19 protein-coding genes and 1 tRNA gene are annotated in these 23,556 nt (G+C 44.3%); 7 read left to right on the top strand and 13 right to left on the bottom strand.

Translation table 11 applies throughout. The annotated features are described in order from the left end of the window. Position 1: 1 nt before the first annotated feature. On the bottom strand, positions 2 to 478 hold the full coding sequence (locus QZX97_RS01205; protein WP_295654600.1) for a VOC family protein: 477 nt from the start codon (positions 476 to 478) through the stop codon (positions 2 to 4). 95 nt (positions 479 to 573) lie between these two features. Further along, positions 574 to 735 carry a hypothetical protein gene (locus QZX97_RS01200; protein WP_295654602.1) on the bottom strand — a complete coding sequence of 54 codons (162 nt, stop codon included), beginning with the start codon at positions 733 to 735 and terminating at the stop codon, positions 574 to 576. Positions 736 to 1,209: 474 nt separating this feature from the next. Here QZX97_RS01200 and QZX97_RS01195 point away from each other — a divergent pair, with 474 nt between their 5' ends. Together QZX97_RS01195 and QZX97_RS01190 are read left to right on the top strand one after the other, a co-directional pair. After that, positions 1,210 to 2,730, top strand: coding sequence for a DUF2271 domain-containing protein (locus tag QZX97_RS01195; protein ID WP_295654603.1), 1,521 nt, complete (start codon positions 1,210 to 1,212; stop codon positions 2,728 to 2,730). Further along, on the top strand, positions 2,720 to 3,379 hold the full coding sequence (locus QZX97_RS01190) for a PepSY-associated TM helix domain-containing protein (RefSeq protein ID WP_295664033.1): 660 nt from the start codon (positions 2,720 to 2,722) through the stop codon (positions 3,377 to 3,379). The genes QZX97_RS01195 and QZX97_RS01190 overlap by 11 nt, the downstream gene beginning before the upstream one ends. On the opposite strand, the gene QZX97_RS01185 is transcribed toward QZX97_RS01190, so the two are convergent. Further along, positions 3,376 to 3,729 carry a hypothetical protein gene (locus QZX97_RS01185; protein WP_295654608.1) on the bottom strand — a complete coding sequence of 118 codons (354 nt, stop codon included), beginning with the start codon at positions 3,727 to 3,729 and terminating at the stop codon, positions 3,376 to 3,378. The genes QZX97_RS01190 and QZX97_RS01185 overlap by 4 nt on opposite strands. An 81-nt stretch (positions 3,730 to 3,810) precedes the next feature. On the opposite strand from QZX97_RS01185, the gene QZX97_RS01180 reads away from it, so the two are divergent. Next, positions 3,811 to 5,097 (top strand): glycosyltransferase family 39 protein, encoded by a 1,287-nt coding sequence (locus tag QZX97_RS01180; RefSeq protein ID WP_295654610.1) that lies wholly within the window; start codon positions 3,811 to 3,813, stop codon positions 5,095 to 5,097. Between the two features lie 20 nt (positions 5,098 to 5,117). On the opposite strand, the gene QZX97_RS01175 is transcribed toward QZX97_RS01180, so the two are convergent. The 3 genes from QZX97_RS01175 to QZX97_RS01165 all read right to left on the bottom strand — a co-directional run bounded on the left by QZX97_RS01175 (position 5,118) and on the right by QZX97_RS01165 (position 8,499). Then, the gene (locus QZX97_RS01175; RefSeq protein ID WP_295654612.1) at positions 5,118 to 6,419 is read right to left on the bottom strand and encodes an OFA family MFS transporter; all 1,302 of its coding nucleotides are present in this window, start codon (positions 6,417 to 6,419) and stop codon (positions 5,118 to 5,120) included. A 271-nt stretch (positions 6,420 to 6,690) separates the two neighbouring features. Then, a tRNA-Lys gene (locus tag QZX97_RS01170) sits at positions 6,691 to 6,763 on the bottom strand. Positions 6,764 to 6,870: 107 nt separating this feature from the next. After that, complete coding sequence (locus QZX97_RS01165; RefSeq protein ID WP_295654614.1) at positions 6,871 to 8,499, bottom strand: ATP-binding cassette domain-containing protein; 1,629 nt, start codon at positions 8,497 to 8,499, stop codon at positions 6,871 to 6,873. A 104-nt stretch (positions 8,500 to 8,603) separates the two neighbouring features. On the opposite strand from QZX97_RS01165, the gene QZX97_RS01160 reads away from it, so the two are divergent. Further along, on the top strand, positions 8,604 to 9,167 hold the full coding sequence (locus QZX97_RS01160) for a hypothetical protein (RefSeq protein ID WP_295654616.1): 564 nt from the start codon (positions 8,604 to 8,606) through the stop codon (positions 9,165 to 9,167). Here QZX97_RS01160 and QZX97_RS01155 read toward each other — a convergent pair. From QZX97_RS01155 to QZX97_RS01145, 3 genes are all read right to left on the bottom strand, one after another. Beyond that, complete coding sequence (locus QZX97_RS01155) at positions 9,164 to 9,385, bottom strand: (4Fe-4S)-binding protein (RefSeq protein WP_295654618.1); 222 nt, start codon at positions 9,383 to 9,385, stop codon at positions 9,164 to 9,166. The genes QZX97_RS01160 and QZX97_RS01155 overlap by 4 nt on opposite strands. 322 nt (positions 9,386 to 9,707) lie before the next feature. Beyond that, complete coding sequence (locus QZX97_RS01150) at positions 9,708 to 12,086, bottom strand: ribonucleoside-diphosphate reductase subunit alpha (protein ID WP_295654619.1); 2,379 nt, start codon at positions 12,084 to 12,086, stop codon at positions 9,708 to 9,710. A 144-nt stretch (positions 12,087 to 12,230) separates the two neighbouring features. Beyond that, entirely contained in the window at positions 12,231 to 13,205 is a 975-nt protein-coding gene (locus QZX97_RS01145; RefSeq protein ID WP_295654621.1) for a ribonucleoside-diphosphate reductase small subunit, read from the bottom strand. 443 nt (positions 13,206 to 13,648) lie between these two features. On the opposite strand from QZX97_RS01145, the gene QZX97_RS01140 reads away from it, so the two are divergent. Beyond that, complete coding sequence (locus tag QZX97_RS01140; RefSeq protein WP_295664031.1) at positions 13,649 to 14,851, top strand: glycoside hydrolase family 27 protein; 1,203 nt, start codon at positions 13,649 to 13,651, stop codon at positions 14,849 to 14,851. Between the two features lie 5 nt (positions 14,852 to 14,856). Here the strand turns inward: QZX97_RS01140 and QZX97_RS01135 are convergent, their stop codons facing one another. Further along, positions 14,857 to 15,750, bottom strand: a complete 894-nt coding sequence (locus tag QZX97_RS01135) for an AraC family transcriptional regulator (protein ID WP_295654625.1) — start codon at positions 15,748 to 15,750, stop codon at positions 14,857 to 14,859. Between the two features lie 133 nt (positions 15,751 to 15,883). Here QZX97_RS01135 and QZX97_RS01130 point away from each other — a divergent pair, with 133 nt between their 5' ends. Both QZX97_RS01130 and QZX97_RS01125 read left to right on the top strand, forming a co-directional pair. Continuing rightward, a complete protein-coding gene (locus tag QZX97_RS01130; protein WP_295654627.1) occupies positions 15,884 to 17,230 on the top strand; it encodes a sugar porter family MFS transporter in 1,347 nt (448 codons plus the stop codon). Between the two features lie 15 nt (positions 17,231 to 17,245). Continuing rightward, positions 17,246 to 20,575 carry a DUF5107 domain-containing protein gene (locus tag QZX97_RS01125; protein ID WP_295654629.1) on the top strand — a complete coding sequence of 1,110 codons (3,330 nt, stop codon included), beginning with the start codon at positions 17,246 to 17,248 and terminating at the stop codon, positions 20,573 to 20,575. A gap of 17 nt (positions 20,576 to 20,592) precedes the next feature. Here the strand turns inward: QZX97_RS01125 and QZX97_RS01120 are convergent, their stop codons facing one another. The 3 genes from QZX97_RS01120 to QZX97_RS01110 form a co-directional block, all read right to left on the bottom strand. After that, complete coding sequence (locus QZX97_RS01120) at positions 20,593 to 21,789, bottom strand: hypothetical protein (RefSeq protein WP_295654630.1); 1,197 nt, start codon at positions 21,787 to 21,789, stop codon at positions 20,593 to 20,595. 80 nt (positions 21,790 to 21,869) lie between these two features. Further along, the gene (locus tag QZX97_RS01115; protein WP_295654631.1) at positions 21,870 to 22,715 is read right to left on the bottom strand and encodes a transglutaminase family protein; all 846 of its coding nucleotides are present in this window, start codon (positions 22,713 to 22,715) and stop codon (positions 21,870 to 21,872) included. Next, positions 22,712 to 23,464: a peptidase gene (locus QZX97_RS01110; RefSeq protein WP_295654632.1), complete on the bottom strand. Its 753-nt coding sequence runs from the start codon at positions 23,462 to 23,464 to the stop codon at positions 22,712 to 22,714. Before QZX97_RS01110 ends, QZX97_RS01115 begins: the two co-directional genes overlap by 4 nt. Positions 23,465 to 23,556: the final 92 nt, after the last annotated feature.

Below are 23,556 nucleotides of genomic sequence, written 5' to 3'. Positions count from 1 at the left end.
ATCACTCTCCGTCATAAGCTTTTTGCAGTTCGGCGATAATGATTTTCCCCATCTTCATCATGGCCTGTATTACACGGCCGGCTTTTGCGCGGTCTTTGTCGTTCATCAGTTTGGGTAGCGCACTCGGCACTATTTGCCAGGTAACGCCAAACTTATCATCGAGCCAGCCACAGCGATTGGGTTTACCACCTTCCGATAGTTTGTCCCAGAGGGCATCTACTTCTTCCTGTGTTTCGCAGTTTACATATAGCGATGTGGCAGGGCTAAAGCGATATAAGGGCCCTCCATTGAATAGGATAAACCGATTGCTATCAATTTCAAGTGTAGCTGATATTAAAGAACCTGCAGGCCACGGGCCTCCGGAATTTCCTGCACGGTCTTTACTTACAATAACAGAATTTTTAAAAACAGAAGCATAAAAATCGACAGCTTCTTCGGCATTGCCATCAAACCATAAAAACGGAGTTATTTTTTGCATGATGTGCTGTTTTAGTTTGTGCAAACATAGTCGCATCAATCCGCATTTGAAAGGTATTATCGCGACATTTAACGGGTTTGTTCGCGCAATGTGCTCTAATTTCCGTTTTTGGGTTTTAATTCATCCCAAAAATCAACAATGTCGTACTGGCTCAATATCTGTTTTTTGCCGCAGCTTTTGCATCGCTGGTGCTTAATGCTCATTTGTACCCAATCATGGAATCCAAATCGGCAAAACAGTAGTTTAATTTGTTTCATAGTGCAGTGTGTTTTATTGTAAAGGATCAGTTTGATAGATAATCGCTCAGGCGGAACATGCCAGATAAACAAGTAAAATAATAACCAGAAAGATTACCAATCCTTCTTTGTAAGGTTTTTCTGTTGATACGGTGTTTCTAATCATAATACTAAGAGTGAAGGTTAACAATAATAAAATTGGCTCCATGCCTAGGGGAACAGCACGGAACAGGACAAAATTAGCCTCTTGATTTTAGATAGGAATCAGTGAAAACACCGTATTTTATCAGTTTTTTAACGGTAAAACATATGAGGGGTTTACACGTTTTCAATAAGGAATTGCTTATCGCACGTTTTTATCAAAATCGTAATTTTTTTATTACTTCTAAAATCCTGCAATCGGTACCTTATCTTAGCGGTTATTAACTATAACCTTTAGTCATATAAAAAAGCTGCTAAGGTTTATATTAGTTGTTTACCCTGAAAAAATTGAAAATGAAAAGATATCAAACTGCCGTTTGTGGCTTGTTTTTATTGCTGATTTGCAGCAGCGCCGCTATACCTCCCACTAAAACCAATAGGTTATACACATCCGAATATGAGAACGTATTAGGTACTTCACTCGAATTAAAGGTCTCATCGGCATCACAGCAATCAGCAGAAATAGCCGAAACAGCAGCTATGAACGAAATAGACCGTTTAAATAAAATACTGAGCGGCTACGATGCAAATAGTGAGTTTGGTAAATGGAGCCAAACAAAAAATATGGCAGTAAAAGTATCGCCCGAGCTTTTTGAGGTGCTGGAAATGTTTGATAAATGGCGCGAACAAAGCGGTGGCGCACTCGATGCTTCGGCCGAAACGGTAGGGCGGGTTTGGAAACAGGCTGCAAAGAATAACACACATCCAACCACAGCCGACCTGGCTGCGGCTGTTGCCACGGTAAAACAAACACATTGGTCGTTAAACAAAACCGAACAATCCGCAACGCATTTGGATGATGCACCTTTGATGCTCAACTCGTTTGTTAAGAGTTATATTATGGACCGAGCTTGCAACGTGGCACTCGAAACAAAGGGAGCAACAGGCATCGTAATGAACATTGGTGGTGATATTGTTGTGAAGGGCGCTCATACCGAGCAAGTACAGGTAAGTAATCCGAAAGCTGATGCCGAAAATGATTTGCCTATCGATAGGTTGCTGATTAATAATAAGACAATAGCCACCAGCGGAAATTACCGTCGTGGCGAACTGGTAAATGGTGTATGGCATTCGCATATTGTTGATCCGCGCACTGGTTTGCCGGCAGACAACATTATAAGCGCGACAGTAGTGGCCAAGAATGCAACAGATGCAGGTGCTTTGGCAACGGCCTTTAATGTATTGAATCCTGAAGAAAGCAGTAAGCTCGCCAAAACTGTGCCCGGTGCCGAATATATGATTATAACCAGCGACGGTAAACGAATTGAAAGCGAAGGATGGAAGGTGCTGGAGATTCCCGAAGTAAAACAAGTAGCCACAAAAAGCACTTTTGCCGCCGACAAAGCATGGGACCCGGCTTACGAATTGAAAATAAACCTTGAATTGGCCGAAATTGAAGGTATGCGTGTTCATAGGCCTTATGTAGCCGTTTGGGTTGTTGATAAAGATAAAAAGCCCGTTCGTGATATCGCATTATGGTACAATAAGCCCAAATATCTCAACGACATGCATTATTGGTACGATGCCTACTATAGCTCTCTTATGGATGTTGGCGGCAGTGTGAGCTCTACCACCAGCGCAACAAGACCGGCAGGTAAGTACACCCTGAAATGGGATGGAAAGGATGATAAAGGCACCTTTGTTAAAAAAGACACCTACACGATTATGATTGAAGTAGCGCGCGAACACGGCACGCATCAGTTGATAACCCAGGACCTCGATTTTACAAAAAAAATTAAACCGGTAAGTTTACCAGCTAACACAGAGGTAGCATCCGCATCACTTGAATACGCCAAAAAAACAGATGACCAATAGTACTCAAGGGGCCAAGGCGTCGTCTCATTTTAAAAAAACGGAAAAACATCCAAAAGCAGTCTGGAAAAAGCGAACTGCATCCGCATCACGCTGGCTTCATATTTACTTGTCGATGTTGAGCTTTATCATCATCCTGTTTTTTGCCGTAACCGGCCTGACCTTAAACCACGCCGATTGGTTTGAAGGTAAAGAACAAATAAAAAAATATACCGGTAAAGTACCGCTTAAATGGGTAAATGCAAAAGATACTACCCGCATAGCTAAATTAGAAATTGTTGAAAAGCTAAAGCATGACAACAACGTCCGCGGTGATGTAAGCGATTTTTTTATTGACGACAACCAATGCACGGTTTCGTTTAAGGGCCCGGGTTATAGTGCCGACGCCTTTATTGATCGCCATACGGCTGAATATAAGTTAACTGAAACACGCCAAGGACTAGTTGCTGTAATAAACGATTTGCACAAAGGCAGGGACGCCGGCAAAAAATGGGGACTTATGATAGACGCTGCAAGTATCTTTTTAACGCTCTTGTCCATTACAGGTATCGTTATGATTTGCTTTATGAAGAAAAAACGTTTCAGCGGGTTTGTATTGGTTGGGGTAGGTACGCTAATAGGGTACCTCGTTTATCACTTTTTGGTGCCTTAACGAGCAATTGCTTGTCCAACAAACATTAAGGTTTTGGTATTCGGTATGATGACATGGAACTCGCGCATACCGTATTCCCTATCGAACGGTGCCCTTACCTTTATTTCCTCGAATTTATGTTTGATGCTTTCCCACAAACCGTCGATATCATCAACTTCCAAATAGAACTCCATTTCACCGATGGCTGTTCCTGCGTTTAGTATGTGTATGCTTAGATTGTCTTTATATACAATAGCATATCCGCTTTCATTCATGGCTATCGAAAAACCAAACAAATCCGAAAAGAAACTCACGGTTGCACCAATGTTGTACGACGGCACCATTGGGCTTAGATACAATGCTTTATACATTTTGTGTATTTAGTTTATCGTGAGCTAAATTTAGCGTGTATCATTTAAAATCCGATAAAAATATATTGTATATTTATTTCAATGAAGATGCCCCAATTTAAGAAGTTGCTAAACTTTCCCTATCTCTTATTTTCCCCATTGCTTTTGTACTATAGCTATCTTATCAAACAAAACAAATGGCCAAGCTTGTATGGCGATGAAGTGAGGTATATGGCTTTTGCAAAAAACCTGGTGCATGGTTTCTACTCGCACCCTGCCCCAAACATCGACTTATGGAACGGCCCCGGCTATCCTATCATCCTGATGCCATTTGTAGCCTTGCACACTCCCGACCTTTACACCACTTTAATGAACGCCGTTTACCTTTATCTAACGGTTGTGTTTTTGTACAAATCACTGAGTTTGTTAGGCAATAATACTATAGCGTTGGTATGTGGTTTGGTATTGGCCCTTTATCCAAACGCATTGGCCATGTTGCCTATTTTGTATACCGAGGCTTTAACTGGCTTTTTGGTGTCATCGTTTTTATACTGCGTAACCATTTATGGCTTAAAACATAAGCCGTTGTATATGTTTATCTCGGGCCTGATTTTAGGATTCCTTATCCTCACCAAAGTGGTTTTTGGCTACGTGATAGTGGTTTGTATAGGCGCCTGTTTATTGGCTTTGATGTTCAAAAAAAACAGGGTACATTATATCAAAGCCATCAAAATACTTGTTATCGCGTTCGGTATTTCAATCCCGTACTTGTTTTATACATACCATATTACCGGCAAGGTTTTTTATTGGGGTAATTCGGGCGGGATGAGTCTTTACTGGATGAGTACGCCGTACGACAATGAATACGGCGACTGGAAATTGCCTGATCTTACCAACAAACAATATCCAACCCTTTTTAAATCGGCCGAAACAGTGGTTATCCTAAAGAAAAACCATTCGCAAGAAGTTAGCGCTATACTTAAGCATAACCCTATACAGCAGGACTCGCTTTTTAAACGGGCCGCCGTTGTCAACATCAAAGCCCATCCCTCAAAATTTCTATCAAACTATATTAACAACATTTCGCGGATGCTGTTCAATTTTCCTTATTCTTATTCCTATCAGGATGCTGCCATCGTGCGCAATATTGTTATTGGCTCTTCAATTTTATGGGCTTCGCTAATAGCGCTCATCCTTACCTTGCTCAATTGGCGAAAGATAGCATTCCCCGTCAAAATGACATTGCTGATAACAACTATCTATTTGCTCTTAAGTGCGGCACTGAGTGCTTATCCACGCCAACTGGATGTTGTGATGCCGGTATTACTTTTTTGGATTGGTTACATGATAAGTAAACTACCTAAGCCGGAAATGAAATTCCCGGCTTAGGTATCCGGATCAATGGTTTATCAATCAGTAAACTCAACATAAGCTGCCTCAAATTCATCTTCAATCACCACTTCTTCGGCTTTAACAGTTTCTTCGCGTAGTTTTTTTATCTCGCCTCTAATCAGGAATGAGATTCCTAACGCAACCACCAATAAACCTGCGAAACAATATAAACTACCATCATAGCTGTTGGTAGCGGTACGTATCATCGCCGCGAATATCGGCCCTGCCAAACCCGCCGCAGCCCAGGCGGTTAAAATATAACCTAACACCGCACCCAAATGCTCGGTGCCAAACATATCCCCGAGATAAGCCGCTAAAGTTGAATAGCCGCCGCCGTAACAGGATATGATCAAAAAGATAACCACCTCGAAAGCGATGGCGTTTGATAGGTTTGGTATAAGCAAAAATGCCACGATCTGTATGGCAATAATAGCGGAGAATGTGTTTGGTCTGCCGATAATATCGGACAATGAAGCCCATCCGATACGGCCACCGCCGTTAAATATGCCCATAAAGCCAACCATAGCTGCAGCCGCGATAGGGGTGAGCTTTGCCACCTCCTGCGCCATAGGCGATGCTGCCGAAATAATAGCGATACCGCACGATATATTGATGAACAGCATAACCCACAAGTACCAAAAGCGTTTGGTTTTAATGGCTTGGTTAGCGGTAAGTTGCGAGAGTTCGCTGTTGTTGGCTTTTTTGTTGGCTAAATCCTCGGCTTTCATGCCTTCGGGTAGCCAACCTTCGGGTGGCGGGGCAAGGTATTGTGCCGATGCGAATATGATGACAAAATAGGCACTCCCCATAATAAAGAAGGTATTGGCTATACCCACCAAACCAATCAACTTGACGATAAGCGGACCGCTTATTACAGCAGCAAAGCCAAAACCCATAATGGCGAGACCTGTAGCGAGTCCTCGTTTATCGGGGAACCATTTAACCAATGAAGCAACAGGGGTGATATAGCCTATACCTAACCCGATGCCACCAATAACACCGTATGATAAATATAACAAGGGTAACGAACCTAACTGCACGGCCAGGCCCGAACCAACAATGCCTAATCCAAACATTACTGCCGATAGGAGCGCCGATTTTCTGGGTCCGTTTTTTTCGAGGAAGTGGCCCAAAAATGCTGCCGAAAGGCCGAGGCAGAATATAGCAATGCTAAAGGTAAACTGGGTTTCTTTTAAACTCCAGCCGAATTTTGCAATCAATGGTTTGGTGTATACACTCCATGCGTACACCGAACCGATAGATAAATGTATCCCCACCGCCGAAGCCGCCACTAACCACCTGTTTTTTACTTTGCTCATTTTTATGTATGTTTTTTAATCTATCGCAAAGAAAAGCGTGTAGGCCGCCGCAAAAAATGACTGTGGTTATTTTTAGATGTGAGATTGTTGTATATTTAAGATGCCTGCAGTCTTAAGCAAAGATTTAGCCTCAACTATTCAGGTATTTATTGTGTAAGGGGTTGGGTTTAATCTCCCTATCAAAATATCAACCCCTCATCCCAAAGTATTGACAGAAAAACAAAAATCCCTCTGTAAATTATTGATTTACAGAGGGAAATGAACTGATTTGTGACCCCTCAGGGATTCGAACCCTGGACCCAGTGATTAAGAGTCACTTGCTCTACCAGCTGAGCTAAGGAGTCTGGTATTTTTGAGGACGTCAAATAAACGATTTTTTTAGCAGAAAGCAAAGAGCTAAAAGCACAAAGCATTTTTAGTGTTAACACCTTTCTGCTTTAGGCTTTCGGCTTTAAGCTAACGAATACATTTCTTCCCGTTGTTTCTTCACCGCTTCGCTATTGATATATTCGTCATAGGTCATTAGCTTATCGATTGCGCCACCCGGGGTTAGTTCAATAATCCTGTTGGCAACAGTCTCGGTCAACTCATGGTCGCTCGAGGTGAACAGTATGGTGCCCCTAAAATCCTGCATGCCATTGTTCAATGCCGTGATAGATTCCAGGTCAAGGTGATTGGTAGGCTCGTCAAACAGCAGTACATTGGCTTGCTGTAGCATTATGCGGCTAAACATACAGCGCATTTTTTCGCCACCACTCAATACATTGCTCTTCTTCAGCACTTCTTCGCCCGAGAATAGCATCCTACCTAAAAAGCCGCGTATAAACTGGTCATCCTGATCGCCTTCACCGTATTCACGCAGCCAGTCAATCAGGTTATCGTTTTTACCTTCAAAATATTCTTGATTATCAACCGGTATATCGGCAGCTTTGATGGTTACACCCCATTTAAAGTCGCCGTTAAAATCCTTGTCGCGTCCCATTAAAATATTGTAGAAAGCCGTGGTAGCCAGGCTGTTTTGCGATAGTATCGCTATCTTATCGCCTTTGTTCACCATCAGCCTCACATCGCTGAACAATACTTCACCATTAAGTTTCTTGCTCAAGCCTTCAACCTGTAATATTTGGTCGCCGGCCTCGCGACCGAGGTTATTAAAGATGATACCCGGATATTTACGGTTGGACGGCTGTATCTCGTCCAGGTTGATTTTATCCAAAGCTTTTTTACGACTGGTTGCTTGTTTTGATTTCGACGCATTTGCGCTAAAGCGACGGATGAAATCCTGCAACTCCTTCACACGGTCTTCCAGTTTCTTGTTTTGGTCCGACCGTTGTTTCAAAGCCAACTGGCTCGATTGGTACCAGAACGTATAATTACCGGTATAAATGGTCATCTTGCCAAAGTCAATATCCACCACGTGGGTACAAACCGTGTCCAAAAAGTGCCTGTCGTGCGATACGACCAATACAATGGCCTCATAATCGGCCAAAAAGTTCTCTAACCAGGCAATGGTGTTGATGTCCAAATCGTTGGTAGGCTCATCCAGCAGCAATATATCGGGGTTGCCAAACAGCGCTTGCGCCAATAACACGCGCACCTTTTGGTTACCATCTAACTCTTTCAGCAGTTTATAATGCAGGTCCTCTTTTATACCAAGGTTACTTAACATGGTGGCGGCATTGCTTTCGGCGTTCCAGCCATCCATTTCGGCAAACAGGTGTTCTAATTCACCGGCGCGCTCACCATCCTTATCGCTAAAATCCTCTTTTAGGTAAATGGCATCCTTTTCTTTCATAATGGCATACATTTCTTTGTAGCCCATCATCACGGTTTCTATCACGGGGAACTCGTCAAACTCGTAGTGGTTTTGGTTCAACACCGCCATACGTTCGCCGGGGGTAAAGCTATACGAGCCACTTGTCGGGTCAATTTCGCCCGAAAGTATTTTCAAGAACGTTGATTTACCCGCACCGTTAGCACCAATGATGCCATAACAGTTGCCTTGGGTAAACTTTAAGTTAACATCCTCAAAAAGTGTGCGTTTACCATAACGCAAAGAAAGATTTGAAACCGTAATCATGCCGCAAAGGTACGCTTTTTACCCCAAAATTGGAAACCGCAGTACAGGGCAATTTATTTAACCATTGTAAAATTAGCGCCTCATTTCATAAATTTAACCATACAATGAACCGACAAATCAGCCATGATGAACTATTATATCAAATATCCCAAACACTGGGTAAAAACAAGGTTATTGAACTGACTGCCATCCTGCACCACCAAAAATTTGACCTTGCCGACCTGCTCAGCATTACCCTTTACCCCGAAAAACAAATAGCCTTCCGTGCCGCATGGATAATGGAAAACCTCTATTTTGTCGACCTGCTCCGTTTTGTTGATGTTATCGATACCATCATAGCCAACTTTCTCATCATCACCAACCAAAGCTGCCAGCGCCACTATTCCAAAATATTGATACACCTTACAGGGAAAAAAGCCGACAAAGTTATCAAAGCCAAATTATTGCAGACCGACCTTGAACCCATCGCCGAACGATGCTTTGATTTCCTGATCGATCCCGCCGCGCCAATCGCTGTAAAGGTCTTTGCTATGGAATTGGCCTTCAATTTACGAGCACGTTATGATTGGATACCAACGATGCTGGCCGAACAGATAAGAATACTCGTAACTATTGGTGGCCCCGGCATCCGCTCCAGAGGGTTAAGACTGCTAAAGCAACTGACCTAAGCCTCGTGATACTCAAATGACAACGCGCCCGACGGGCAATGTTTTACCGTCCTTACTATGTCTTCCGTAGTGCCGTTCTCCATCACTATCCATGGCTTACGCGCCGGGTCGAACACCGCATGCAAACCGCGCGCGCAATTGCCGCTGTGGATACATACCTCCGGTTTCCAAAATACCGTGATCTCTTCGTTTTTATAGGATTTATCTAAATGGCTCATAGGTTTAATTTTTATTGTTTACGATACCTGACCCGGACAGCAGGGGGGAAAAAGTAAGGATATTTCAAACTTTTTTATCCCTTCACCCAATTCAAAACTTTAAAAAACATTTCAACTTTACAACATTCAAACCTTGCAACATCTTATCAAGGGGAAAAAGTACGAATAATTTAAGACTCTTTTCCTCGCGCTTTGCGCTCAACGCTCTGCGCCTCGCTCTCATACAAATATACAAAAATTCAATGTGAGTATTGTTTTTCCGGTCAACAAAAAAGGCTACCCGTTTAACAGATAGCCTTTAAATTACGTTTTGACGCGAGTGTTATGCCGAGCAGGTAACACAGCCTTCTTCCATCGAGCAGCTTGGCCCGGCTGGTATTTCGTCAGCTATTTCGGTAACATGGTCGGGTATCACCGGCTCCATGTTTTTGCCGCCCTGGTTCTCAACAGTAAACTTAACCGCTTGCGATGCTGCCTGTGTACGCAGATAATACATGCCGGTCTTCAAACCTTTCTTCCATGCGTAAAAGTGCATTGAGGTAAGTTTGGAAGCATTTGGTGAGCTTACAAACAGGTTCAACGATTGCGACTGGCAGATATAAGCGCCCCTGTCGGCAGCCATATCAATAATGGTACGCATCTTAATTTCCCAAACTGTTTTGTAAAGTTCCTTCATCTCCTGTGGTATCTCGGCAATATCCTGTACCGAGCCATTGGCGCTGATGATTTGGTTCTTCATATCGTTGTTCCAAAGGCCCATGTTTACCAAATCGCGCAGCAGGTATTTGTTTACAATAACAAACTCGCCGCTCAACACCCTGCGGGTGTAAATATTCGAGGTATAAGGCTCAAAGCATTCGTTGTTCCCCAATATCTGCGATGTGGATGCGGTTGGCATCGGTGCAACTAATAAGGAGTTACGTACGCCGTGTTTTACCACTTCTTTACGCAGACTGTCCCAATCCCAACGGCCGCTATCAGGGGTTACACCCCATAGGTCGAACTGGAATTTTCCTTTTGATATAGGCGAACCTTTAAACGTAGCATAAGGCCCGTCTTTCTTAGCTAAATCTTTCGACGCCATCATGGCCGCGAAGTAAATGGTCTCAAATATCTCCTTGTTCAGCTTCTTGGCTTCTTCGCTTTCAAATGGCAGGCGCAGTTTGATAAAGGTATCCGCCAAACCTTGTACACCTAAGCCAATAGGGCGGTGGCGCATGTTCGAGTTGCGTGCCTCTTCAACCGGGTAATAATTATTGTCGATGATACGGTTCAGGTTAACTGCAACCTGGTAGGTTACTTCATACAGTTTTTCATGGTCAAACTCGCCATCAGTAATATAGCGTGGCAGCGCCAAACTGGCCAAATTACAAACGGCAACTTCGTCGGCAGCGGTATACTCGATAATTTCGGTACACAGGTTCGAGCTTTTTATAGTGCCCAAATTTTGTTGGTTCGATTTGCTGTTCGCAGCATCCTTATACAACAAGTATGGTGTGCCGGTTTCAACCTGGGCATCCAATATGGCAAACCAAAGTTCCTGTGCTTTAATGGTTTTGCGGGCACGGCCTTCCTTTTCGTAACGGGTGTACAGCAGTTCAAAATCCTCGCCCCAGCACTCATGTAATCCGGGTGCTTCATGCGGACAAAACAAGCTCCAGTCGCCATCGGCCTCTACGCGCTGCATAAAAAGGTCGCATATCCAAAGCGCGTAAAACAAATCGCGTGCACGCATTTCTTCTTTACCGTGATTTTTGCGCAAGTCTAAAAACTCAAATATATCGGCATGCCATGGCTCCAGGTATATCGCGAAAGCGCCTTTACGCTTGCCGCCACCCTGGTCAACATAACGGGCGGTGTCGTTAAACACCTTCAACATCGGTATAATACCATTGCTGGTACCATTAGTTCCGCTTATATACGAACCAGTAGCACGTACATTATGTATGCTCAGGCCTATCCCGCCTGCACTTTGCGATATTTTGGCTGTTTGTTTTAGAGTATCATAAATACCGTCGATGCTGTCATCCTGCATGGTCAGCAAAAAGCATGATGACATTTGTGGTTTCGGCGTGCCCGAATTAAAGAGGGTAGGTGTGGCATGGGTAAACCAACGCTCGCTCATCAGGTTATAAGTTTTGATGGCGCTCTCAATATCTTCTTTATGGATACCTACCGATACGCGCATAAACAAATGCTGCGGGCGCTCGGCTATTTTGCCGTCCAGTTTCAACAGGTACGATTTTTCGAGGGTTTTAAAACCAAAATAGTCGAAACCAAAATCACGGTCGTATATGATAGAACTATCCAGCTCTTCTGCATTTTTTTCAATTACGGCCCAAACATCATCAGCCAACAGGGGAGCAGGTTTGCCGGTCTTTTTGTCCACGTAATCGTGCAGTAATCGCATCGTTTCCGAAAACGATTTAATAGTGTTCTTGTGCAAATTCGATACCGCTATACGCGATGCCAATAATGCATAATCCGGGTGTTTGGTGGTCAACGACGCGGCGGTCTCGGCAGCAAGGTTGTCCAGTTCCGATGTGGTTACCCCATCAAACAAGCCCTCAATTACCTTTTTGGCAACATCAATAGGGTCAACCAATGCAGGGTTTAAACTGTAGCACAGTTTCTCTATCCTGGCTGTTATCTTATCAAATTTTACGGATTCCTTTTTTCCGTCGCGTTTTATTACGTACATTTTTCCCCCTCCTTTGTCCTCCCTAAAGAGAACGATTTTAATTGTTATTGATTGTTACTTACTACTTATTACCCGTTCTTACCGGCTTAAAATTAATCTTTGCTCCATCGCAATACGCTATACGCATATCGCAATACATCTTCCTCAGAAATCCTCATCCATCGAGAACGATTGGCTCTTCGCATCCGACGAAAGCACACCGCTCTTTTGGTAATCGCCAACACGTTTTTCAAAAAAGTTGGTTTTGCCCTGCAGCGATATCATTTCCATAAAGTCGAACGGATTTGACGCGCCGTACAATTTATCATAACCCAGTTCGCCCAACCATCTGTCGGCCACAAACTCAATATATTGGCTCATCAGTTTGGCATTCATCCCGATAAGCGAAACGGGAAGGGCCTCACTGATAAACTCTTTTTCTATTTCCACCGCGTCGGCAATGATCTTGGTTACCGCTTCCGCTGATAACTTGTTCTTCAACATACCATACAATAAACATGCAAATTCGCAGTGCATGCCTTCATCGCGCGATATCAGTTCGTTGCTAAAGGTCAAACCGGGCATCAGGCCGCGTTTTTTCAGCCAGAATATGGAACAGAAGCTTCCCGAGAAGAAAATGCCCTCAACCGCGGCAAATGCAACCAGGCGCTCGGCAAATGTTCCGTTTTCTATCCATTTCAACGCCCATTCGCCTTTTTTCTTTACGCATGGTACAGTTTCAATGGCATGGAACAAACGGTTCTTTTCGGTAGTGTCTTTAATATAGGTATCAATCAGCAGCGCGTAGGTTTCCGAGTGGATATTCTCCATCATAATTTGGAAACCGTAAAAGCACCTTGCTTCGGGCAATTGCACCTCGCTCATAAAGTTTACCGCCAGATTTTCGTTCACTATACCATCGCTTGCCGCAAAAAAGGCCAATATATGCGAAATGAAGTGGCGTTCACCGTCATTCATTGCGTTCCAGTCCTTCATATCGTCGCCCAAATCTATCTCTTCGGCTGTCCAAAAACTGGCTTCATGCTTTTTGTACATCTCCCAAATCTTTGGGTAGTTAATGGGTAAAATAACAAAGCGGTCTTTGTTTTCCCTGAGCAGTAATTCTTGTTCGTTGTCCATAGTATTTGTTATCCCATTTATTGTATTGCCATCTCACAAAAGCCGACAAACCCCCGTCACTGTATTTCGATATAGGGTTTAGTACTCTTTAAAAAATTTAGCTTGGAGCCCTGTTATGATCTTTCCGAATATGCCCGGTTTAAAAAAATAACCCTTTGTTACTGAATTATATCCGACCATGTTTCGGCCGGCTTCTTAAACCATAAAAGACGCTAAAAGAACTAAATCAAAGTTAAGGCAATAGGGTATTATTAGTATAGGATAGTTATAAACAAGGGGGGTACTTTTCAACAATTTCAACATGGTGTAATCAGTTTTTTTCGTAATATTGCTTCGCAAACGGCACTGTCGTTTTTTTGGTGTATAGCACCATTTAACCAATAAATTTAACCCGGATTACATCTTTTTTTGATATGTTTTTATCAACATTGATTCAACAGGAAATGAAAAAAGTATTTTTATTTGTCATCGCGGCAAGCCTTACCGTCGGTGCCTTCGCTCAAAAGTTTGATGGCCTTGCGCTAACCCCGCCCATGGGCTGGAACAGTTGGAACACCTTCGCTGTACATATCGACGAAAAACTGGTAATGGCCACCGCCGATCAGTTGGTATCGAGCGGCATGAAAGATGCCGGGTACATTTATTTGGTGTTGGACGATGCCTGGATGGCCAAAGAACGCGATGCCAACGGCAACCTGGTGCCCGACCCCATTAAATTCCCTCATGGGATGAAAGCAGTTGCCGATTATGTACATTCAAAAGGCCTCAAATTCGGTCTATACAACTGCGCTGGTACCAAAACCTGCGCCGGTTACCCCGGTACACGTGGCTATGAATACCAGGACGCCCGCTTTTACGCATCCATCGGTATTGACTATCTTAAATTCGACTGGTGCAATACCGAAGGCATAAACGCCAAAGAAGCTTATACCACCATGAGCAAAGCCATTAAAACCGCAGGCAGACCAGTGATATTCAGCTTATGCGAGTGGGGCAGCAACAAGCCCTGGGAATGGGCAGCGCCCGTGGGCCATTTATGGCGTACCACTACTGATATCACCGCCCGTTTTGATAACGTTACCCATAATAAAGGCTGGAATCCGTTTAGCACTATGCACATCGTGGATGAGCAAAAAGACCTCCGCAAATATGCCGGTCCCGGCCATTGGAACGACCCCGATATGTTAGAAGTTGGCAACGGCATGACCCAGGGCGAAGACCGCGCCCATTTTTCGATGTGGTGCATGCTGGCCGCGCCGCTCATCGCCGGTAACGACCTCCGCAAAATGACACCGCAAACACAAGCTATACTAACTAACAAGGGTGCTGTGTCGGTCGACCAGGACTCACTCGGCATCGAAGGCTACAAATACGCCGAAAAAGACAGCCTCGAAACTTGGGTAAAACCCTTGAAAAAAGGCGTTGCCATTTGCTTCCTTAACCGCTCATCAAAAGCCCAACCTATTGATTTTAATTGGAAGGACCACCCCTTGACAGACGACCTGTCAAAAATGAGCATCGATTTTACAACAAGTACCTACAAAGTTTTCGACATCTGGAACAATAAAGAAGCTGGTAATACCAAAAAGGCTTTCACTCAAACTGTTCAGCCGCACGATGTCGTGATGCTGAAGCTATATCAATAACGCCGTTAGGATCGGTGCATTTTCCGGTATTGCAGGGGGGACTGGCCCATCTGTTTTTTAAACATCCGCGAAAAGTAAAAAGGGTCTTCAAAACCAACTTCGCCGCATATCTGTTTGATGTTCATTTTGGTAAAATACAGGTATTGGCAAGCTCGCTGTATTTTCAACTGCAAAAAATACTGTATCGGCGCGAACCCTGTTTTCCGCCTGAACAGTTCTGAATAATGCGAAACGGAGTACCGGGCATGGTCCGCCAGTTCTTTTATCTGGTAACTACGACTGATGTTTTCCTTCATTAAGCTAATGGAAGCCGATACTGCGTCTTGTTCAACAGGTTCTGATGCCGCGCCGGTATAGATGAATGAGCTGATAAATTGCAACAGGTTGATATATACAGTTTCGGTAACGACGTCATTTAAATCACTCTCGAGCATCCCGGCCAGTTTATCAAATAGCGCAATGCGCGAATGGTCGTAGGCTATATACTGTGTGCCATCATTGGCCTTGCCGGCATATCGGCTGTATAGCAGGTCGGCTTGCAAACCGTTAAAATGTACCCAGTAAATACTCCATGGTTCTTTTTGGGAGCTCCCATAATGGTTGGGGGTATTTTGGGGTATAATAAAAAACGTATTGGGCAAAAGTGAATATTCTGTGCCATTCAATTGTATCCAACCTCTGCCTTCCACACAATATAATAGTATGTACTGCGCTGTACCTGTTTTTCTTTCCCTGTCGTGATAAGAGGCATTAGGGTAATAGCCAAGTGCAGTCGCGTACAGCGACCGCGCCAACTGGTTTTTTGCCATCAGTTGTTGCACATTAGGCGGCAGCACAATCATTTTTTGGCCTAAAAAGCCTTCTGCTACCTTTTTATCGTTTTGCGGTGTATTATCCATTATTGAAAGCTAAAATAAGCATTATTGCATGTTATATCATAAAATAGTACATTTTTAAACAGGTTTTATCCATTCTTTACGCCGCTAATGCACCTAAATTTACATTACCAATTACATCCTGAATAAAAAGAGCATGACAAAACAATCCCCCGTGTTTAACAACCGTTATATTATCGGTATTTCGTTTATATCGGCCCTTGGCGGCTACCTTTTCGGGTTTGATTTTGCCGTTATCTCCGGCGCATTGCCATTCCTCAAATCAACCTTTCACCTGGATGCCTGGTGGGAAGGCTTTTTAACCGGCTCTTTAGCCCTGGGCTGCATTGTTGGTTGCTTACTGGCAGGCAATATTGCCGATAAATATGGCCGCAAACCCGGCCTCATGCTTTCGGCGGCCATATTCGCCATATCATCGTTGGGTATGGCCTTTGCACCCGGTTTAAGCGTTTTTGTAACCATGCGCTTTGCCGCCGGTATCGGTGTCGGCATGGCATCCATGCTCAGCCCCATGTACATTGCCGAAATTTCGCCTGCGCCCATTCGTGGCCGTAATGTGGCCATCAACCAGCTTACTATCGTATTAGGCATCCTCATCACTAACCTCGTCAACTATACCCTTGCCGATAAAGGTCCCGATGTTTGGCGTTGGATGTTTGGCCTCGGTGTTATCCCATCCGCACTGTTTTTAATAGGTGTAATTTGGTTGCCGGAGAGTCCCCGTTGGTTAGTAAAGGCCGGGCAGGATGGTAAGGCTAAACAAGTCCTCAACAAAATAGGTTCAACAAGCTTTGTCGAAAGCACCCTGGCCGATATCGAAAAGTCCTTAATAGGGGCGAAGAAACAATCTTACAGAGCTGTCTTTCAAAAAGCAGTCCGCCCTGCCGTTATGGTGGGCATAACTTTAGCCATATTCCAGCAGTTTTGCGGCATCAACGTAGTGTTCAATTACACCTCCACCATATTCGCCTCGGTAGGTGCAAGTTTAAACAAACAACTTTTTGAAACAGTGGCTATCGGGGTAGTGAACCTTGTCTTTACCATTTTGGCCATGTTGCTGGTTGATAAATTGGGCCGCCGACCACTAATGCTTATCGGTTCTATTGGCCTTTCGGTCATTTACATCCTGCTCGCTTTCCTGCTGCAAAGCCATGCCGTAGTTTGGTTAACCTCGGTATTTGTATTGCTCGCCATCAGCATTTATGCCATATCGTTAGCTCCCGTTACCTGGGTACTCATTTCCGAAATATTCCCTAACCATATCCGAGGCGTAGCCTCGTCTGTCGCTATCGTATCACTTTGGGGGGCATACTTTATTTTGGTATTTACTTTCCCTATACTGGCAAGCAAACTCGGTACCTACGGGCCTTTTTATCTCTACGCGGCAATTTGCTTCTTCGGGTTCTTATTTATATTGAAAAGGGTAAATGAAACCAAAGGTCAAACCCTCGAACAATTGGAAAACAACTTTACCGCACATTAATAAATGTACAATACGATGAGTGATAATGCTGTGCAGGTTTGGGAAGAAAAAGTAATTATCCCTACTTACGGTATCGGCAAGCCCGACAAAAATCCCATGTTTTTCGAAAAACGGGTGTACCAGGGCAGCAGCGGTGCCGTTTACCCCAATCCCGTTATCGAAAAAATATACGATGAAAAGGTAGATAAGGCATATAACGCTATCTACCTCGAAAACAAGTACCTCAAAATAATGATACTGCCCGAACTGGGCGGCCGCTTACAACGGGCTTACGATAAGATAAAGCAACGTGATTTTATCTACTATAACCAGGTGGTAAAACCCGCTTTGGTAGGCCTGACCGGTCCGTGGATATCCGGAGGAATCGAGTTTAACTGGCCACAGCATCACCGACCAAGCACCTTTGAGCCTATCGACCATACCATCGAAGAAAACGCCGATGGCAGCAAAACCGTTTGGGTAAGCGAGGTGGAACGGATGTTTGGCACCAAAGGCATGGCCGGTTTTACATTACATCCCGACAAGGCATACCTCGAGATAAAAGCCAAGCTTTACAACCGCACCAGTTTGCCCCAAACCTTTTTATGGTGGGCAAACCCGGCTGTAAAGGTAAACGACGATTACCAATCCGTTTTTCCGCCCGATGTTAACGCCGTGTTCGATCATGGGAAACGTGATGTATCCACCTTTCCAATCGCTACCGGTACCTATTACAAAGTAGATTACTCGCCCGGAACGGATATATCACGATACAAAAACATCCCGGTCTCAACATCCTATATGGCCATCAATTCCGACTATGATTTTGTTGGCGGATATGAGCATGATACGCAGGCCGGTGTGTTGCACGTGGCCAATCATCATGTTTCGCCCGGTAAAAAACAATGGACCTGGGGCCACAGCGATTTCGGCCGCGCGTGGGATAGGAACCTGACGGATGAAGACGGCCCTTACATCGAACTGATGACCGGTGTTTTTACCGATAACCAGCCCGATTTTAGCTGGCTGATGCCCTATGAGGAAAAAACCTTTACCCAATATTTTATGCCTTACCGCGAGTTAGGTATGGTAAAGAACGCCACGAAAGATATTTTGGTAGGGATGGAGCTGGTTGAGGGCAGTTTAGTTGCCCAAGTATTCGCCACTTCGGCTCATGCTAACGTGCAGGTAATATTAAAAGAAAAAGACCGTATACTGCGTAAACAAACCACCGATTTGTCGCCCGAAAAGGTGTACAAAAACACGCTCAAATTTGAGCGGGAATTTAATGAGAACGACCTGCTGTTATTGGTATTTGATGCCGACGGTAGCGAGTTGATACGTTATCAACCCTCAAAAAACAAACAGAACCAAGTACCCGAACCGGCCAAACCGGCCTTGCAGCCAAAGGATGTGGAGAACAATGAGCAGCTATTCCTCACGGCCCAACACCTGGAACAATACCGCCATGCCACTTACAGCCCCGTGCCGTATTACGAAGAAGCTCTGCGCCGCGACCCAAAAGACATTCGCAACAATAACGCCTTAGGGGCCTGGTATCTGCGCCGGGGGCAATTTGCCAAAGCCGAGCTCTATTTCCGTAAAGCGGTCGAGACCAGCATATCGCGCAACCCCAACCCTTACGATGGTGAGCCCTACTATAACCTCGGTCTCAGCCTGAAGTTCCAGAGCAAAGCCGATGAGGCCTATAATGCCTTTTATAAAGCCACCTGGAGTAACGCATGGCAGGATAGTGCCTATTTCGCTATTTCGCAAATAGATATAGCCCGCGGCGACTATGAATTGGCATTAGAGCACATCAATTGGGCGATTGACAAAAATGCCCGCAACAACAAGGCCTATGTATTAAAAGCCGCCATCCTGCGCAAGCAGAAACAATATGAACAGGCACTAATTGTCTGCGGCCAGGCTCTGGACAGGGATGCCTTCAACATTGGCGCGCTGTATGAAAAGTCATTATCTTATCAACAAACAGGCGAGAATGATAGGTCCGAACAAAGCTCGAATGAGTTGTTAAAGTTATCTCGAAAGACAGCACATAACCTAACCGAATACGCTTTGGATTACGCGGCTGCCGGCTTGTATGAAGAAGCTACAAACCTTTTGAACCTGACACCTGTCGCCGGGCGCTCGCCATTGGTGTTTTACTATTTGGCCTGGTTTGCAGGCCAGCAAAACGCGAACGATAAGGCGAAGAAATATTTGGATAAGGCAAAGGCTGCCAATCCGTACTTATGTTTCCCAAACAGGTTGGAAGATATTTTGGCACTGCAATATGCCATGGAGCAAAACCCCGAAGACGCCAAAGCGTCCTATTACCTCGGTAATTTATGGTACGATAAACGCCAGTACTCCGATGCCATTGCCTGTTGGGAACTGTCGGCAAAAAAAGATAGTACTTTCCCTACCGTAAACCGTAACCTCGGCATCGCCTATTTTAACAAACTGAATGATGCCGAAAAGGCACTGCAAAGTTTTGAGAAAGCATTTAAATGGGACAAAACGGACGCCCGCGTGCTGATGGAACTCGACCAGTTGCACAAACGGCTTAACAAATCACCGCAGGACAGGCTTAAGTTTTTAGAAGCCAACCTGCGCACCTTATCAGAGCGTGATGACCTGTATTTGGAGCGTGCCGCCATCTACAATTTCATCGGCAAACATAACAAAGCATACGACCTTATCATGGCTCGTCATTTTCATCCGTGGGAGGGTGGCGAGGGTGGGGTATCGGGCCAGTATATTTATAGTCTGATCGAAATGGCCAAGCAGCATATCGAACAAGGTGAATACAAAACCGCCATCACGCAATTAGAACAAGCGCAGGTTTACCCGCACAATTTGGGTGAGGGCAAATTATACGGTGCCCAGGAGAATGACATTTTTTATTGGCTCGGATGCGCTTACAAAGGTTTAGGTGAGCGGGATAAAGCAACCGCCTTTTTCAAAAAAGCGACAATAGGGCTATCAGAACCCGGCGCGGCCATGTTTTATAACGACCAGCAACCCGATAAAATTTACTACCAGGGTTTGGCATGGCAAAAAATAGGCGACAATGAAAAAGCCACATCGATATTTAATAACCTCGTTGCTTACGCTAAGGCACACATGGATAATGATGTGAAACTCGATTATTTTGCTGTTTCACTGCCCAACCTATTGATATTTGACGATGACCTGAATCTGCGAAACAAAATACATTGTCTTTACATTTTAGGTTTAGGCTTTGCCGGCTTGGGCAATGTTGACGAATCAAAAAAGGCCTTGAATGAGGTTTTACAATACGATGCCATGCATTTTGGTGCTAAAACGCATCAGGCATTAATATCCGGTCGTTCGGAATGATAACTGTTAAAGAATGGTTATTCCACCTTTAACGATACCGTGATGCTTTTACCAAAGACCACCTTTTGGTTTGCGTCTTTTGGATTGGTATTCCAAAGGCATTCCCTCGCTGTAAGGGTCTGCGTAGCAGCATCAATCGATATCAGTTGGAACGAAAGCAAGGTTTCATCTTTCGATGAGTATTTCCCTTTCATCGGCGAATCGACGCGGAAAGTATTTAAGCTCACGTCATTATCAGGACCTTTATACACATAAAACTCGTTCCAGTTGCTGTTGCCATGGAAATATGCCTTAATATTCGGGTGGGCTTTTAAAAACTTTACCCAGCCGCGTTGTTCTATTTCTGTCCCGCCATCGTCTTTACTTGCCTTTAATCCCTCTTTATAATATTCAGCAGTCAGGTTTTCAAACTTGCTGTCTGCATTAATGGTATGCATTGGGGCCGGGTTGGTAAAATGTTTGGCCTCGCAGGTAGGTTGATCATGCGTAAATATCATTACCGGGGTAGTTGTTGGCACAGAAGCCAGGTCTTTCTCCATCCATATTCGTTGCGCCGAATCAGGCCACAAAGTAATAAACATCATGTGTATGCCCTGCACATCACGCGAGTAATTTATTCTGTCTTCCGGATATTTATAACTGGCATTAGTCATAGGTGTTTTGGGCTTCATCATCAGGTTATAAATACCCACCATCGATGAAGGGTCGGTTGCGGGCTTCATCGTCTTATAAAACCCTACCGTGTTCGAAATATCATGATTGCCAGGTACAATTAAAAAACCAGCAGGTTTACCGTTATGGCCTGTAAGGTGTACACCTTTTATATAGTCTGATTCAAATTGTGCCCACGATGCTGCCGCACTTTGTATTGGCACTTCCATCCGATTGGCTATATCACCGTTCTCTGCAATATAATCTATTGCTGCAACCGGTTTACCTGCAATCACACCACCGTCTTGTGGTAAGGTTAAGCCCGGTAATGTATTCATCTGTTTTACCATTGCGATATTTACCGTATTTCCGATAACTGCCGTATCGCCCCTGAAGTTAGGCCGGGTAATGCCAAAATGCGCATCCGAAGTAAATATGATATTAATGATGGGCGAAGCCTTTTGCTTTTGCGCATAGCTGATTTGGCTAATAGCAGTAAAAACCAATAAGGTAAAAAGCGCTTTTAGTGAATTGGAAAAACTTGCAGAAAGGCGATTGGTCATAACCGGAGGGGTAAAATTTGTTTGGCAAAATTACCTTTTAGCATGTTAATCAAAAGTTAACAAACCGTTAACCTTAGTTGCTACAAATACGTTAACCCCCTCGGGTTTTTGCTGTTATAATAAAATGGCCTGAATTTATCGGCTGCCAATTCGCAACTGGTGGTAATACGTGTACATAGCACCTGGCCAAAAGTAGTCCCAATGGCCGTGTCCGCTGCATCACGCCCTGTGGCTATTTTTACCATTCCGTTTAGGGGTACCAATTTGGTGGCATCAAACAACACCCACTCCTTGCCCAAATAAGCCTCAAAACAGGCATGGAAATCGGGCGGACTAAGTAAATAGCTGTAACCTGTAAAATACCTTGCCGGGATGGATAAAGTGCGGCACAGGGCGATGCCCAAATGGGCAAAATCGCGGCAAACACCGGCCTGCTCGGTAACTGTGTCAAATGCCGAAGTCTCCGAATTAGTTGAGCCGCTCAGGTACTCCACATTTTCGTAAATCCAATTGGTCAGGGCCAGCACTTTTTCAAAGGCGTTGCTTATTTTCCCGAATTTTGAGTTTGCAAAACGGTATAACTTGTCCGATTGGCAATATCGGCTAGGCGCTAAAAAGGGAAGTATGGTAGGGTCAAGTTCCATTACCGGCACATCGGTCAGTATATCAATATTCGTCTTCTTAAACGAAGTATCGATAAGTGCCTTGTAACTGATGCTAACTGTTTGCGGCTCTGTAACCTCAAAACGGATATAGCGGTTTTGGTTTTGGGCATTAAGCAGTTCTTCCGTCTTAAAATAAGGTTCAACGTTAAAGGTCTCCTGCAAAACCGCCTGGTGTGTCGACCGCGCGGCATGTATATTTAATATCAACGTAGTTGGGGCTTGTATTTCGTAGGTAAGATTTGCCGCAACGTTAAACTTCATGCTTTTTTGTGTTTTTTAAGTGTCTTGTCAAGTTTGATAAACGCAGAGTCCATCCAATGGTTTGAAATATTTTTGAGGGCCTTTTTTAATTGCAGGTCCCACTGGGTCGATACCGCGTTTAGGTCATCCTCTTCGTAATGGTATTCCACAAGGTCAAAGCTATTGCTCTTGTACAGCGCCACATCTATCGGGAAGTCAACATCGGCCGCGCTTATCCGCGTCGAATCAAAAGACACAAACGCCGCTTTGAGTGCCAGTTTTAAGCTGGTCTCCGGTTTAAGCACCCGGTTCAATATCGCCTTGCCTTGCTTTTCGTTGCCGATGATAACAAATGGTGCACCTTCGCCCAACTCCACCCAATTGCCTTCCGGGTACAGCAGAAAAAGCTTGTGCTCATCATCGTCCGCCAGTTGCCCGCCTATAATGGTGTTCAGGTTAAATTTAAAACCCGCTTTCTCCAACGATTCTTTGTCTTCTTCAGCAGCCCGTTTCACCTGTTCCCCAAAAGCGTTTACGGCCTCATACATCTTGCTGAAATTATCTACCCCATTTTCCAAAACCTCATTAAAATAGGTAATGGCCTTATCCCGTACCGACCGCAAGCCGCTGGTCATGATAAAAATGGAGCAATTGTCTTTTTGAAAAGTATATATCTTTTTCTTGGTCGTTACATCGTTGCCCGATGTAATGCGTGTATCAGCAAGGGCCACAAGGCCCTTATTTACTTTAATGCCTAAGCAATAAGTCATAATTACAATTTAGAAAATTTACGACGCAAAGTAAATTAAAAGATCGGGTTACTACTATAAATGTTTTCAGTAATTGTGAAAAAAACTCAGCA

The organism is uncultured Mucilaginibacter sp., from assembly GCF_903893715.1.
GTDB lineage: Bacteria > Bacteroidota > Bacteroidia > Sphingobacteriales > Sphingobacteriaceae > Mucilaginibacter.
This window is presented reverse-complemented; position numbering and strand designations above follow the sequence as displayed.